Raw genomic sequence first — 12,227 nt, 5'->3', positions numbered from 1 at the left:
GGTCGTTGCCATGAACACCCACAGAGCGCTCTCCGAAGAACGAGCCGAGGACCAGCGCTGGGTGCTCGGAGCCCCGGTCCTGGCCACCGTCGACCGCTCGGTCCCCGCCGAGGTGGACCCGGCCGACCTGGCCCTGTACTGCACGATGCTGGGCGACGACGCCCTCCTGCTCGCCCACCGGCTCTCCGAGTGGGGGCTGCGCGCGGGTCTGGAGGAGTCGGCCGCGCTCGGCGAGATCGCTCACGAGCTGCTGGGGCATGCGCGGGTCCTGCTCGGCCGCGCCGCCGAGGTCAGCGGCCGGCCGGACGCCGACCGGCTCGCCTACCTGCGCGAACCCGCCGAGTTCCGCAACGTGCGGCTGGCCGAGATCGACTGCGGCCCCGGCCCGGGCGGGGACTTCCCGACGACCGTGGCCCGGCTGCTGCTGTTCACCACCTGGCGCCAGGCGGTGTTCGAGGAGCTCGCGAGCAGCTCGGACGCGGTCCTGGCGACGCTGGCCGCGCGCTCGCTGGCCGAGCTCGCCCGGCATCGCGACCACGCCGCCCAGTGGGCCATCAAGCTCGGCGACGCCGACGGCGAGATGACCGCAGGGCTGCAGCGGGTGTGGCCGCTGGCCGCCGAGCTGTTCGTCCCGCACCCCGTCGAGGTGCGGCTGGCGGAGGCGGGCTGCGGCGTCGACCCCTCCCGCGTGCGCGCCCGCGTCGGTCAGTCCCTCGACGAGGTGCTCTCCATCGCCCGCCTGCCCGCGGTGGCCCACTTCGGGGCGCTCGAGGAGTCCGGGGAGTTCGCCCGGCCCGGTGGCCGCGACGGCGCCCACACCGGCGCCCTGGAGTTCCTGCTCGCCGACCTGCAGCACCTGGCCAGGGCGGGGCTGGCGAGCGGGCGCCTGGCCCAGCAGCCCTCCGGACGGGCGGGAAGTGTCGGAAACGCAATCGAAGATGAGTAGTTCCCCGCAAGCCGATGAGCACCGGCCCGGAGCACAGTGATCGAGGGGGTATCGGAACGCCGGAAGCACTGGCCTGGGGGCCTTCCGCGTTCCCCGTCGGGGTCTAGTGGAAGGGCGCAACTGGGATGGACGAGATCTGGTTGCAAGTGCTCGTGGCGTTGATCGCGGGAGGTGCCGGGGCGGGCGTCGTGCTCGCCCTGCGCCGCCGATCGCCGGGCGGAGACGTCCCGGAGGAACCGGCCGGACCGGCCGAGGTCGTCCCGTCGGACGTGCGGCCCCGGCCCGAGCCGGACGGCTGGGAGCCGCACGTGCAGCACTGCGAGCAGGCGGTGCTGCGGGCGGGCCGGGCCGTGGAGGCCGTGTCCTCGCTGCGGGCCCGCAACCTGCTGCAGACCGTCGTCCGCCGGATGGACGCCGAACTGCCCAGCCTCCGCGTGTTCGCCGAGCTCGGCCGGGGCCTGGGAGGCACGCCGCGCGACGTCGAGATAGCCCGCCGGGTGCGGGCCGAGCTCACCGCCGCCGAGCACCGCTTCGCCGAGACCACCGCCGAGGTGCTCGACCTCGTCGAGGACCCCGACCCCCAGCGCGCGCAGCAGCTGCGAGACCGGTTCCCGCTGGTCAAGCCGCTCTCCACGGTGCTGCCGGAGCCGGTCAGCCAGTCGTGACCTCGGCGGCCTGCAGCCACCACCGGTGCACCTCGGCGGCCGCGCCGGGGGCGGCGACGAGCAGGCCGTCGCGGGGCAGCGGGTCCGGTTCGCCGCGCCGGTTCAGGACGGCGGCGCCCGCCTCGGTGGCCAGCGCGAGCGCCCCGGCCACGTCCCACTCCTGGTAGTCGTCGAGCACCGCCGCCACCGCGTGGCCGAGCACGACCTGCGTGATGGCCAGCGCCGGCGACCCCAGCAAGCGCACGCCGACCTGCGCGGACGCGGCGTTGGTGATGAACCGGTCCATGCCCGGCCACGGCCCGTTGCGGGTCAGCTCGGTGCACACGATGCCGCCGCGGATCTCGCCGCCTTCCGGCAGCCGCACCGGCGTGCCGTTCGCCCGCATCCCCCGGCCGCGCGCCGCCGCGTAGATCTGGGTGCGGTACGGGTCGGCGACCACGCCCACCACCGGGCCGTGCGCGTCGAGCATCGCGAGGCTGTAGGCGCACCAGGGGAGTCCGGCGACGTAGTTGGCGGTGCCGTCGACCGGGTCGACCGACCAGCGGAACCGCGCCCCGCCCTGCTGCGGCGGGCCGCTGGGCTCCTCCCCGAACTCCTCGCCGAACACCGGGGTGCCCGGGAACTCGTCGGCCAGGATGCGGCGGGTGTGCCGCTCCAGCGTGCGGCCCGTGTCGGTGACCCAGTCGAACGGCGATTCGGTCGGTTCCGGCCGCGCCCCTCGCCCCGCCGTCGCGATGATCACGTCGGCGGCGTCGTTGGCGAGCCGTCCGGCGACCTCGAAAGCCCGTGACACCAGGGCAGGTTCGATCTGTGCGGGAGGAGTTGGCAGGGCCGTCATGCGTCCCCAGCCTCCGCGCGGCGGGTGACCGGCCAGCAACGCCGAGGTGACCGGCCGTGGAGCCGCAGGCCACGATTGCGGACCGGTGCCCGAGTTGGGGCGCTCTTCGACCGGCGTTGGCGGGCGCGTCACATGCGCGTCGGCTGTTCGCCCGAACCGGCCGCGACCGTGTTCCGCGTGCGCATCGCGATCGTGACCGAGAGCTTCCTGCCGCAGATCAACGGAGTGACGAACTCGGTGTTGCGGGTGCTGGAGCACTTGCGTCGCCGAGGGGACCAGGCCCTGGTCATCGCCCCGGGCCCGGGGCCCGACGAGTACGCGGGCTTCCCCGTCATCAGGCTGCCCGCGATGGACCTGCCGATCGTGTCCTCGCTGCCGATCGGGCTGCCCAGCCGCCGCGTGCTGCGCGGGCTGCAGGACTTCCGGCCCGACGTGGTGCACCTGGCCTCGCCGTTCGTCGTCGGCGCGCGCGGGCTCAACGCCGCCCGCAGGCTCGGCGTCCCGACGGTCGCCGTCTACCAGACCGACGTGGCGGGGTTCGCCGAGTCCTACGGGCTCGGGCTGACCGCGAAGGCCGCGTGGAAGTGGATCCGCCGCCTGCACTGCCACGCCGACCGGACCCTGGCCCCGTCGACGTGGGCCGTGGAAACCCTGCGCGAGCACGGGATTCCGCGCGTGCACCGGTGGGGGCGCGGCGTCGACACCGAGCGCTTCACGCCCCGCAAGCGCGACCAGCGGCTGCGCTCGGAACTGGCGCCCAACGGCGAGCTGCTGGTCGGCTACGTGGGCCGGTTGGCGCCGGAGAAGCGCATCGAGCGGCTCGCCGAGATCGACGGCGACCCCGGTGTCCGGGTGGTCGTGGTCGGCGACGGGCCGGAGCGCGAACGGCTGCGCGGGGAGCTGCCGAACGCGGCGTTCCTCGGCCAGCGCACCGGCGACGAGCTCGCGGGCATCTACGCCAGCCTCGACGTTTTCGTGCACACCGGACCGCACGAGACGTTCTGCCAGGCGGTGCAGGAGGCGATGGCCTCCGGGGTCCCGGTCGTCGCGCCCGACGCGGGCGGCCCCCGCGACCTGGTCGACGTCGGCCGCACCGGCTACCTGCTGCCCGCGCACGACGACGCCGGGCACGCGAAGGCGCTCCGCGAGGCCCTCGACGACCTGCGCGATCCCGCGCTGCGCGAGCGGTTCGGCGGCCACGCCCGCACCGCCGTCGCCGGGCGCACCTGGCCCGCGCTGTGCCGCCAGCTGGTGGACCACTACACCGCCGTCTGCGGCTGGGCCGAGTCGGCAGCTGCCTGAACACACCGCACCGCGGGCCACGTACGCTGCCGGTGTGTCTCGGGCAGGCTTGGACAAGAACCCACGCGAAGTCGCGGCGATGTTCGACGGTGTCGCGCGCCGGTACGACCTGACCAACACGGTGCTGTCCTTCGGGCAGGACCGGCGTTGGCGGAAGGTGACCCGGCAGCTGCTCGCGCCCCAGCAGGACGAGAAGGTCCTCGACCTCGCCGCGGGCAGCGGGGTGTCGACGGTCGAGTTCGCCCGTTCCGGCGCCTACTGCGTCGCGGCCGACTTCTCGCTGGGCATGCTCTCGGTCGGCAAGGGACGCGGGGTGCCGCTGGTGGCGGCCGACGCGCTGCACCTGCCGTTCGCCGACGACGCCTTCGACGCGGCGACGATCTCGTTCGGCCTGCGCAACCTCGCCGACACCGTCGCCGGACTGCGCGAGATGCGCCGGGTCGTCCGGCCCGGCGGACGCCTGGTGGTCTGCGAGTTCTCCACCCCCACCTGGCAGCCGTTCCGCGGCGTCTACATGAACTACCTGATGCGCGCGCTGCCGCCGATCGCCCGCGCGGTCTCGTCCAACCCGGACGCCTACGTCTACCTGGCCGAATCCATCCGCTCCTGGCCGGACCAGCGCGCCCTCGGCGAGCTCATCGCCGAAGCCGGCTGGACCGACACCACCTGGAAGAACCTCACCAGCGGCGTCGTCGCGATCCACCACGCCCGCAACCCGGCTTGAGAACTGTTGTGGACACCTTGCTTGGCGGTGCGGGTGGCGGAACCTGAGCGCTTCCGTGGACTCCGTGCGCCGCTCCTGATGTATGCCAATACACGGCGTCCCGGCGTACTCGCCACGAAAGCGCTCAGAACCCGCGGCGGTGCAGGTTGCTCGGGTGGTGGAAGAGAATGCGGCTTCGCCGCATGAACGGCTCTACAGCCAGGACGTCTCCGGGGCGGGAGTCCTCGCTCGGGTCAGGGCTTCGGTGAAGGCCCTGGTCGCCGGGGGTTGCGGGTGGTTCGGGGCGCGGATCACCGCGATGCGGCGGTGGGTCTCCGGCTCCGTCAGCGGGACGTGGGCCAGGCCCGCGAAGGCGACCAGCGGCAGGACCGTGCCCGGCATGACCGCCGTGCCCAGACCCGCCGCGACCAGTCCCGCGACCGCCGCGATGTTGCCGGATTCCAGCACCACGCGGGGCTGAGCCTCGGCGGCGGTGAAGGCGCGATCGGCGTGCTGGCGGATGCTGGAGTCCGGGCCGAACGCGATGTGCGGTTCGGTCGCCAGCTCCGACCAGGTCAGCGACTCGCGGCCGCGGAACCGGTGCTCCCGCGGGAAGACCGCGCACATCCGGTCGGTCGCGATCGGGTGCACCGCCAGATCGGGCAGCGGCTCGGCGACGACCGTGACGCCGAGATCGACGGTGCCCGCGCGCACCTTGGCCAGGACCTCGTCCGACATCCCGTCCTCGATCGACAGCTCCACGTCCGGGTGCTCGGCGCGGTAGGCCGAGACGGCCGGCGGCAGCAGGATCGCCGCCATCGACGGCAGCGCCGCCACCCGCACCCGGCCCCGCGACCCGGCGAGGAAGCCCTGGAAGTGGTTGATCCCGGCGTCGAACGACTCCACCACCCGCCGCGCGACCAGGCAGAACTCCGCGCCTTCCGGGGTGGTGACCAGCTGCCGGGTGGTGCGCCGGAACAGCGTGGTGCCGAGCCTGCGCTCCACGTCGCGCACCGCGCGGCTGATCGAGGACTGCGCCAGGTGCAGCCGCTCGGCGGCCGGGGTGAACCCGCCGGTGTCGTGCACCGCCAGGACCAGCCGGAGCTGCTGCACCGTCAAATCCATGCTCATGGCCCCTCCATGCTCACACCGCATGAATCTATCCGTTTTTCTTGCTTGACCGGCATGAGCGGCGTGGATCACAGTCTTTCCGTCCGGCCCAACGGCGGTGTTCGGAGGTCACCCATGCTCGCTGCGAGCGGATTCCTGACGATCGGCGTGTTCCTCGCCCTGGTGCTCTCGCGCCGGGTGTCGGTGCTGTTCGCGCTCACCCTGGTGCCGATCGCGGCGGCGCTGCTGAGCGGTCACGGCGCTCAGCTCGGCGGGCTCGTGGCCGACGGGCTGGTCACGGTCGCCCCGGTCGCCATCATGATCACCTTCGCGGTGCTCTACTTCAGCCTGATGATCGACGCGGGGCTGTTCGACCCCGCCGTCACCCGCATCCTGGGCTGGGCCAAGGGCGACCCGCTCAAGATCACCGTCGGGACCGCGCTGCTCACGCTGCTGGTCGCGCTCGACGGCGACGGGGCCTCCACCTTCCTGATCACCGTGTCCGCGCTGCTGCCGATCTACCAGCGGCTCGGCATGAGACGGATCGTGCTGGCCGGTGTGGTCTGCCTCGGCGCGGGCGTGATGAACATGGTGCCCTGGGGCGGGCCGACCGCCCGGGCGATGGCCGCGCTCAAGCTCGACTCCGCGCAGCTGTTCCTGCCCGTGCTGCCCGCGATGATCGCCGGGATCTGCTGGGTGCTGGTCGCCGCCTACCTGATCGGCCGCTCCGAGCGGAAGCGCCTCGGCGTGATCGCCCTCGAGGACGTCGAGCGGGTGCGGCTCACCGGCGCCGACCGGGCGCGGTTCTGGTTCAACGCCCTGCTCACCCTGGTCCTGGTCGGCTGCCTGCTGTTCCAGCTCGCCGACCTCGAAGTGCTGTTCCTGGTGGCCTTCCTGGTCGCGTTGCTGGTCAACCGGCCGACCTGGCAGGGCCAGCAGGAGCTGTTCGGCAAGCACGCCTACAACGTGGTGCTGGTCGTCGTGGTGATCTTCGCGGCGGGCGTGTTCACCGGCATCCTCACCGGCACCGGCATGATCAAGGCGATGGCCGAAGGCCTGGTCGCGGTCATCCCGGACGCCGGTGGCGCGCTGCTGCCGGTGATCACCGCGATCGCCGGGATGCCGCTGAGCCTGGTGTTCACCCCGGACGCCTTCTACTACGGCGTGGTCCCGGTGCTGGCCGAGACGACCTCGGCGCTCGGCGGCGACCCGGCCGCGATCGGGCGGGCGGCGATCCTCGGGCAGATGACCACCGGCTTCCCGCTGAGCCCGCTGACCGCCTCGACGTTCATCCTGCTGGGCATGTCGGAGGTCGACCTCGGTGATCACCAGCGGTTCATCTTCCGCTGGGCCTTCAGCACCACCCTGGTGATGACGCTGGTCGCGCTGGTCACGGGGGTGCTCTAGATGGGAGGGAGCCGGATGCGGATCGGCAGCGGAGCGGGGTTCGCCGGGGACCGGATCGAGCCGGCCGTCGAGCTCGCCCGGGCCGGGGTGGACGACCTGGTGCTGGAGTGCCTGGCCGAACGCACCATCGCCCTCGGGCAGCAGCGCAGGCTGGGCGATCCGGACCTGGGCCACGACCCGCTGCTGCGGGCGCGCTTCGAGCGGCTGCTGCCGGTGGCGCTGGCGAACGGAGCACGGGTGATCACCAACATGGGCGCCGCCCATCCGCTGCGGGCCGGGGAGGTCACCCGCGAGGTCATGGCCGCCGCCGGGCTCACCGGCCGGATCTCCGTGCTGACCGGCGACGACGTGCTGGACCGGATCGACCCGGGCGCGCCCGCGCTGGAGGACGGGCGGCCGCTGGCCGAGCACGGCGAGCTCGTCTCGGCCAACGCCTACCTGGGCGCCGAGGCGCTGCTGCCCGCGCTGGACGCCGACGTGGTGATCACCGGCCGGGTCGCCGACCCGTCGCTGTTCGTCGCGCCGATCGCCCAGCGGCTGGGCTGGGACCTCGACGACGTGCCGCGCGCGGCCGCCGCGACGCTGATCGGGCACGTCCTGGAGTGCGCCGGGCAGGTCACCGGCGGCTACTTCGCCGACCCGGGCGTCAAGGACGTGCCGCGCCTGGCCGAGCTCGGCTTCCCGTTCGCCGAGGTCGACGCGGACGGCAGCGCGATCATCGGCAAACCCGAGGGCAGCGGCGGGATGGTCACCGTCGGCACCGTGCGGGAGCAGCTGCTCTACGAGGTCACCGACCCGACCGGCTACCGCACGCCCGACGTGGAGCTGGACTTCCGCGAGGTCCGGGCCGATCAGGTGGGGCCCGACCGGGTCCGCATCAGCGGAGCCCGGGGGCGCCCGCGACCCGATGAGCTGAAGGTCAGCGTCGGCTACCGCGCAGGTCACCGGGCCGAGTGCGGGATCAGCTACGCCGGTCCGGGTGCCGCCGACCGGGCCCGGTTGGCGGCCGACGTCGTCACCGAGCGGTTGGCCGGAACCGGGCTGCGGGTCCGCGCCGACGTCCTCGGGGCGATGGGCGATCCGGACGGGGAGTGCCGGCTGCGGGTGGCGGCGATGGCCGGGGACCGATCGGCGGCGCAGATCGTCTGCCACGAGGTCGAATCGCTCTACACCAACGGCCCCGCCGGAGGCGGCGGCGTCCGCACCGACGTCCGCGAGGTGATCGGCATCGTCTCCGCCCTGATCCCCCGATCGGCGGTGACCCCGCAGGTCACGACCCTGGAGGTGTCCGATGCGACTGCATGAGATCGCCCACTGCCGCGCCGGCGACAAGGGCGACACCTCGATCCTCTCGGTGTTCCCCCTCGACGACGCCGACTACGAGCGGCTCCGCCGCGAACTCACCCCCGAACGCGTCAGGGCGCACCTGTCCGCCCAGGTCAGAGGCGAGATCACCCGGTACGAGCTGCCGCTCCTCAAGGCCCTGCAGTTCACCTGCCACCGAGCCCTCGACGGCGGGGTCACCACCTCGCTGTCGCTCGACACCCACGGCAAGACCCTCTCCTCCCGCCTCCTCGCCCTGGAGCTCTGAGCGCTCCGGTTCGCCGTGGGGACAGTTTTAGCCAGAATCGCCCGGGTGCGGCGTCCCTTTTGTCCGGTCAATTATGGCTAAAACCGTCACCTGGCGACTCCCTCGCGGGCCCGTGTGGTTCATCCGGAGGGCGGGCTTCCTCACTCGGGTGGCCTAGGCGAAAGGCTCGATCGCGCTGGTGCAGCGGCCTAGACTCGGAATTAGTGAACTCGTTCACAAGCGGGTTCGCACCGAGCACTGCACTAGTTCGAGGAGTGTCATGACCAGCGCCACCAGCCGCCGCGGACCGGACGACGACGCCGACGTGATCGTCGTCGGGGCCGGACCGGCCGGCTCGACGGCTGCGACCTACCTGGCCCGGGCGGGGCTCGACGTCCTGCTGCTGGAGAAGAGCGTCTTCCCGCGGGAGAAGGTCTGCGGCGACGGGATCACGCCGAGGGGTGTCAAGCAGCTCATCGACCTGGGGATCGACACCCGGGAAGAAGCCGGCTGGCTGCACAACAAGGGCCTGCGCGTCGTCGGCGGCGGGGTCAGCCTGGACCTCGACTGGCCGAGCCTGTCCGACTTCCCGCCCTACGGCGTGGTGCGCCCGCGCAACGACTTCGACGACCTGCTGGCCCGCAACGCCCAGCTCGCGGGCGCCCGGCTGTTCCAGCAGACCAGCGTCACCGGCGCCATCACCGACGACCGCACCGGCCGGGTCGTCGGCGTCGAGGCCAAGACCGGACCGGAGCGCAAGCCGGTCGGCTACCGGGCTCCGCTGGTGCTGGCCTGCGACGGCGTGTCGGCGCGGCTCGCGCTGTCGGTCGGCATCCAGAAGCGCGACGACCGCCCGATGGGCGTGGCCGTGCGCCGGTACTACACGAGCCCGCGGCACAAGGACGAGTACCTGGAGTCGCACCTGGAGCTGTGGGACCGGTCCAACCCGGACGAACCGCGCCTGCTGCCGGGCTACGGCTGGCTGTTCGGCATGGGCGACGGCACCGTCAACGCGGGACTGGGCATCCTGTCGACCTCGTCGGCCTACGGCAAGACCGATTACCGCCAGTTGATGCGCGCCTGGCTGGACGGAACGCCCGAGGAGTGGGGATTCCGGGAGGACAACGCCACCGGCAAGATCGGCGGCGCCGCGCTGCCGATGGGCTTCAACCGCACCCCGCACTACCGCGACGGGCTGCTGCTGGTCGGTGACGCGGGCGGCATGGTCAACCCGTTCAACGGCGAGGGCATCGCCTACGCCATGCAGTCGGCGCGGCTGGCGGCCGAGTGCGCGGTGCATGCGATGGCGCGTCCGACCGCGTTCTCCCGGGAGCAGGCGCTGCGCCGGTACCCGACGGCGGTGCAGCAGGAGCTCGGCGGCTACTTCCGGCTCGGCAATATCTTCAGCAAGTTGATTGGCAATCCCACGGTGATGCGGATGGCCACCAAGCACGGCCTGCCGCGGCAGACGCTGATGCGTTTCGTGTTGAAGCTGCTGGCAAATCTCTACGACGAGAAGGGCGGGGACGCCATGGATCGTGTGATCAGCGCCACTACTCGCGTCACCCCTAGCGCGTGACCCTGAGTGTCTGGTCAGATGTCCCGGTAAGCGTGAGACACGTCATAAAGTTAGGTTCGCCTCACTACGGAGCCGATTCGGCCGACCGCATAGAGTGCGCACCGAGCGCCTGAGACGTGACCTGCGTCTCGGCGGGGACTGACGAAGTGTGTTCCGGGCCACACAGCCGGAACCGGTTGGAGGGCAGCAAAGGTGCTCGACCCGTACATCCCGTTGGTGCTGTTGTTCGCGCTGGCGCTGGGATTCGCCGTGTTCTCGGTCGCCATCGCACCGCTCGTCGGTCCCCGCCGCTACAACAAGGCGAAGCTCGACGCCTACGAGTGCGGGATCGAGCCCTCGCCGCAGCCCGTCATCGGCGGCGGCCGGATGCCCGTCGCCTACTACCTGACCGCGATGTTGTTCATCCTCTTCGACATCGAGATGGTCTTCCTCTACCCGTTCGCGGTCTCCGCCGACTCCCTGGGGCTGTTCGGAGTCATCGAGATCGTGCTGTTCATCGCGACCGTCGGCTTCGCCTACATCTACGTGTGGCGGAGAGGCGGACTGGACTGGAACTAGCCGGAGCGCACCGCCCGGCCACCCGCCGGGCACCTGGGATTCGCCAGATTCAAGGGACTAGCCGCAAGGACGCGGGAAGGAGTGCCGGCGATGGGGCTCGAAGAGCAGCTGCCCAACGGCATCCTGTTGGCCAACGTGGAGAAGCTCGTCAACTGGACCCGGAAGACGTCGATGTGGCCGGCGACGTTCGGGCTGGCCTGCTGTGCCATCGAGATGATGACCGTCGGCGGTTCCCGCTACGACATCTCGCGGTTCGGCATGGAGCGCTTCTCCGCCACCCCGAGGCAGGCCGATCTGATGATCGTGGCCGGTCGGGTGACCAACAAGATGGCTCCGGTGTTGCGCCAGATCTACGACCAGATGCCCGAGCCGCGCTGGGTGCTGGCGATGGGCGTGTGCGCCTCCAGCGGCGGCATGTTCAACAACTACGCGGTCGTGCAGGGCGTCGACCACGTGGTGCCGGTGGACATGTACCTGCCCGGATGCCCGCCGCGCCCCGAGATGTTGCTCGACGCGATCCTCAAGCTGCACGCCAAGATCATGGACGAGCCGATCAACGCCAAGCGCGCGCAGGAGAAGCTCGAGCGCGGCGATCGCACGCCGATGATCCCCTCCTCCGTCCGGTACGCGCCGAAGAACGCGTCCCAGCGCAAGCGCGCCGAGCGGCAGCAGGCCGCGCAGCGGCGCGAGATGGGCGGCTCCGAGGAGCTCGGCGCCTTCGAGAGCACCCCCGAGCGGCCGGAGCTCTCCCAGCGCCAGGAAACCAAGGCGGGTAGGTGAATCCAGTGGCAGACGAGACCACCCCGGCGCCCGGCGAACCCGGTTCGAGCGCCGAGCGCGCGACCGACCTCGCGCCCACCGGCGCGGAACCGGCCAGGGCGGGCGCGCCGATCTCGGGCCGCGAGCGCCAGGGCATGTTCGGCGTGCGCGGCAGCGGCGACACCTCGGGCTACGGCGGGCTGCACCTGCCGGCCTACGTGCCGCCCGCGACCGAGCGGCCCTACGGCGGCTGGTTCGACGAGGTCGTCGACGCGCTCTTCGACGCGTTGCGCGCCAAGGGAATTCCGGACGACACCGTGCAGCAGGTGACCGTGGACCGCGGTGAGATCACCTTCTACCTGCGCCGCGAGCACCTCGTCGAGGTGTGCCGGATCTTCCGCGACGACCCGGCGCTGCGCTTCGAGCTGTGCAGCTCGGTGTCCGGTGTGGACTACGGGCCGGACGCGCCGCAGCGGCTGCACTCGGTCTACCACCTGACGTCGATGACCTACCGGCGCCGCGTCCGGCTCGAAGTCGCCGTCGACGTCGAGGACCCGCACGTGCCGTCCGTGGTGCCGGTCTACCCGACGGCGGACTTCCAGGAGCGCGAGGCCTGGGACATGTTCGGCCTGATCTACGACGGGCACCCGGCGCTCACCCGGATCCTGATGCCCGACGACTGGGACGGGCACCCGCAGCGCAAGGACTACCCGCTCGGCGGCATCCCGGTGGAGTACAAGGGCGCGGAGATCCCGCCACCGGACCAGCGCAGGGCTTACTCGTGATCGCG

13 protein-coding genes are annotated in these 12,227 nt (G+C 72.0%); 11 read left to right on the top strand and 2 right to left on the bottom strand.

What is annotated here, in order from left to right; translation table 11 throughout:
• The first annotated feature begins 10 nt into the window (after positions 1–10).
• Complete coding sequence (gene paaC, locus BM424_RS06155) at positions 11–946, top strand: 1,2-phenylacetyl-CoA epoxidase subunit PaaC (protein WP_093414307.1); 936 nt, start codon at positions 11–13, stop codon at positions 944–946.
• A 125-nt stretch (positions 947–1,071) separates the two neighbouring features.
• Positions 1,072–1,611, top strand: a complete 540-nt coding sequence (locus tag BM424_RS06150; protein WP_093414305.1) for a hypothetical protein — start codon at positions 1,072–1,074, stop codon at positions 1,609–1,611.
• Here the strand turns inward: BM424_RS06150 and BM424_RS06145 are convergent.
• The gene (locus BM424_RS06145; RefSeq protein WP_093414303.1) at positions 1,598–2,449 is read right to left on the bottom strand and encodes an inositol monophosphatase family protein; all 852 of its coding nucleotides are present in this window, start codon (positions 2,447–2,449) and stop codon (positions 1,598–1,600) included. The genes BM424_RS06150 and BM424_RS06145 overlap by 14 nt on opposite strands.
• A 177-nt stretch (positions 2,450–2,626) precedes the next feature.
• On the opposite strand from BM424_RS06145, the gene BM424_RS06140 reads away from it, so the two are divergent.
• Together BM424_RS06140 and BM424_RS06135 are read left to right on the top strand one after the other, a co-directional pair.
• Positions 2,627–3,751, top strand: a complete 1,125-nt coding sequence (locus BM424_RS06140) for a glycosyltransferase family 4 protein (protein WP_217649624.1) — start codon at positions 2,627–2,629, stop codon at positions 3,749–3,751.
• Between the two features lie 34 nt (positions 3,752–3,785).
• On the top strand, positions 3,786–4,475 hold the full coding sequence (locus tag BM424_RS06135) for a demethylmenaquinone methyltransferase (RefSeq protein ID WP_093414299.1): 690 nt from the start codon (positions 3,786–3,788) through the stop codon (positions 4,473–4,475).
• 192 nt (positions 4,476–4,667) lie between these two features.
• Here the strand turns inward: BM424_RS06135 and BM424_RS06130 are convergent, their stop codons facing one another.
• Complete coding sequence (locus BM424_RS06130; protein WP_093414297.1) at positions 4,668–5,585, bottom strand: LysR family transcriptional regulator; 918 nt, start codon at positions 5,583–5,585, stop codon at positions 4,668–4,670.
• A 114-nt stretch (positions 5,586–5,699) separates the two neighbouring features.
• On the opposite strand from BM424_RS06130, the gene BM424_RS06125 reads away from it, so the two are divergent.
• The 7 genes from BM424_RS06125 (at position 5,700) to BM424_RS06095 (ending at position 12,222) form a co-directional block, all read left to right on the top strand.
• Positions 5,700–6,971, top strand: coding sequence for a CitMHS family transporter (locus BM424_RS06125; RefSeq protein WP_093414295.1), 1,272 nt, complete (start codon positions 5,700–5,702; stop codon positions 6,969–6,971).
• A gap of 15 nt (positions 6,972–6,986) precedes the next feature.
• Positions 6,987–8,276, top strand: coding sequence for an acyclic terpene utilization AtuA family protein (locus BM424_RS06120; RefSeq protein WP_245775623.1), 1,290 nt, complete (start codon positions 6,987–6,989; stop codon positions 8,274–8,276).
• On the top strand, positions 8,263–8,562 hold the full coding sequence (locus BM424_RS06115) for an AtuA-related protein (protein WP_093414292.1): 300 nt from the start codon (positions 8,263–8,265) through the stop codon (positions 8,560–8,562). Before BM424_RS06120 ends, BM424_RS06115 begins: the two co-directional genes overlap by 14 nt.
• A 259-nt stretch (positions 8,563–8,821) precedes the next feature.
• Positions 8,822–10,120, top strand: a complete 1,299-nt coding sequence (locus BM424_RS06110) for a geranylgeranyl reductase family protein (protein ID WP_093414290.1) — start codon at positions 8,822–8,824, stop codon at positions 10,118–10,120.
• Positions 10,121–10,312: 192 nt separating this feature from the next.
• On the top strand, positions 10,313–10,678 hold the full coding sequence (locus tag BM424_RS06105) for an NADH-quinone oxidoreductase subunit A (protein WP_093414288.1): 366 nt from the start codon (positions 10,313–10,315) through the stop codon (positions 10,676–10,678).
• Between the two features lie 90 nt (positions 10,679–10,768).
• The gene (locus BM424_RS06100; RefSeq protein WP_093414286.1) at positions 10,769–11,458 is read left to right on the top strand and encodes a NuoB/complex I 20 kDa subunit family protein; all 690 of its coding nucleotides are present in this window, start codon (positions 10,769–10,771) and stop codon (positions 11,456–11,458) included.
• A gap of 5 nt (positions 11,459–11,463) precedes the next feature.
• A complete protein-coding gene (locus BM424_RS06095) occupies positions 11,464–12,222 on the top strand; it encodes an NADH-quinone oxidoreductase subunit C (protein WP_093414284.1) in 759 nt (252 codons plus the stop codon).
• The last annotated feature ends 5 nt before the right edge of the window (positions 12,223–12,227 follow it).

It is taken from the genome of Saccharopolyspora flava, assembly GCF_900116135.1.
GTDB lineage: Bacteria > Actinomycetota > Actinomycetes > Mycobacteriales > Pseudonocardiaceae > Saccharopolyspora > Saccharopolyspora flava.
The sequence above is the reverse complement of the archived record's forward strand: the minus strand, read 5'-3'. Positions and strand labels throughout refer to the sequence as shown.

Bases quoted from the DNA above. Each gene is read 5' to 3' on its own strand.
- paaC (WP_093414307.1), top strand. From the start codon at position 11: ATGAACACCCACAGAGCGCTCTCCGAAGAACGAGCCGAGGACCAGCGC.
- BM424_RS06150 (WP_093414305.1), top strand. From the start codon at position 1,072: ATGGACGAGATCTGGTTGCAAGTGCTCGTGGCGTTGATCGCGGGAGGT.
- BM424_RS06145 (WP_093414303.1), bottom strand. From the start codon at position 2,449: ATGACGGCCCTGCCAACTCCTCCCGCACAGATCGAACCTGCCCTGGTG.
- BM424_RS06130 (WP_093414297.1), bottom strand. From the start codon at position 5,585: ATGAGCATGGATTTGACGGTGCAGCAGCTCCGGCTGGTCCTGGCGGTG.
- BM424_RS06125 (WP_093414295.1), top strand. From the start codon at position 5,700: ATGCTCGCTGCGAGCGGATTCCTGACGATCGGCGTGTTCCTCGCCCTG.
- BM424_RS06120 (WP_245775623.1), top strand. From the start codon at position 6,987: ATGCGGATCGGCAGCGGAGCGGGGTTCGCCGGGGACCGGATCGAGCCG.
- BM424_RS06115 (WP_093414292.1), top strand. From the start codon at position 8,263: ATGCGACTGCATGAGATCGCCCACTGCCGCGCCGGCGACAAGGGCGAC.
- BM424_RS06110 (WP_093414290.1), top strand. From the start codon at position 8,822: ATGACCAGCGCCACCAGCCGCCGCGGACCGGACGACGACGCCGACGTG.
- BM424_RS06100 (WP_093414286.1), top strand. From the start codon at position 10,769: ATGGGGCTCGAAGAGCAGCTGCCCAACGGCATCCTGTTGGCCAACGTG.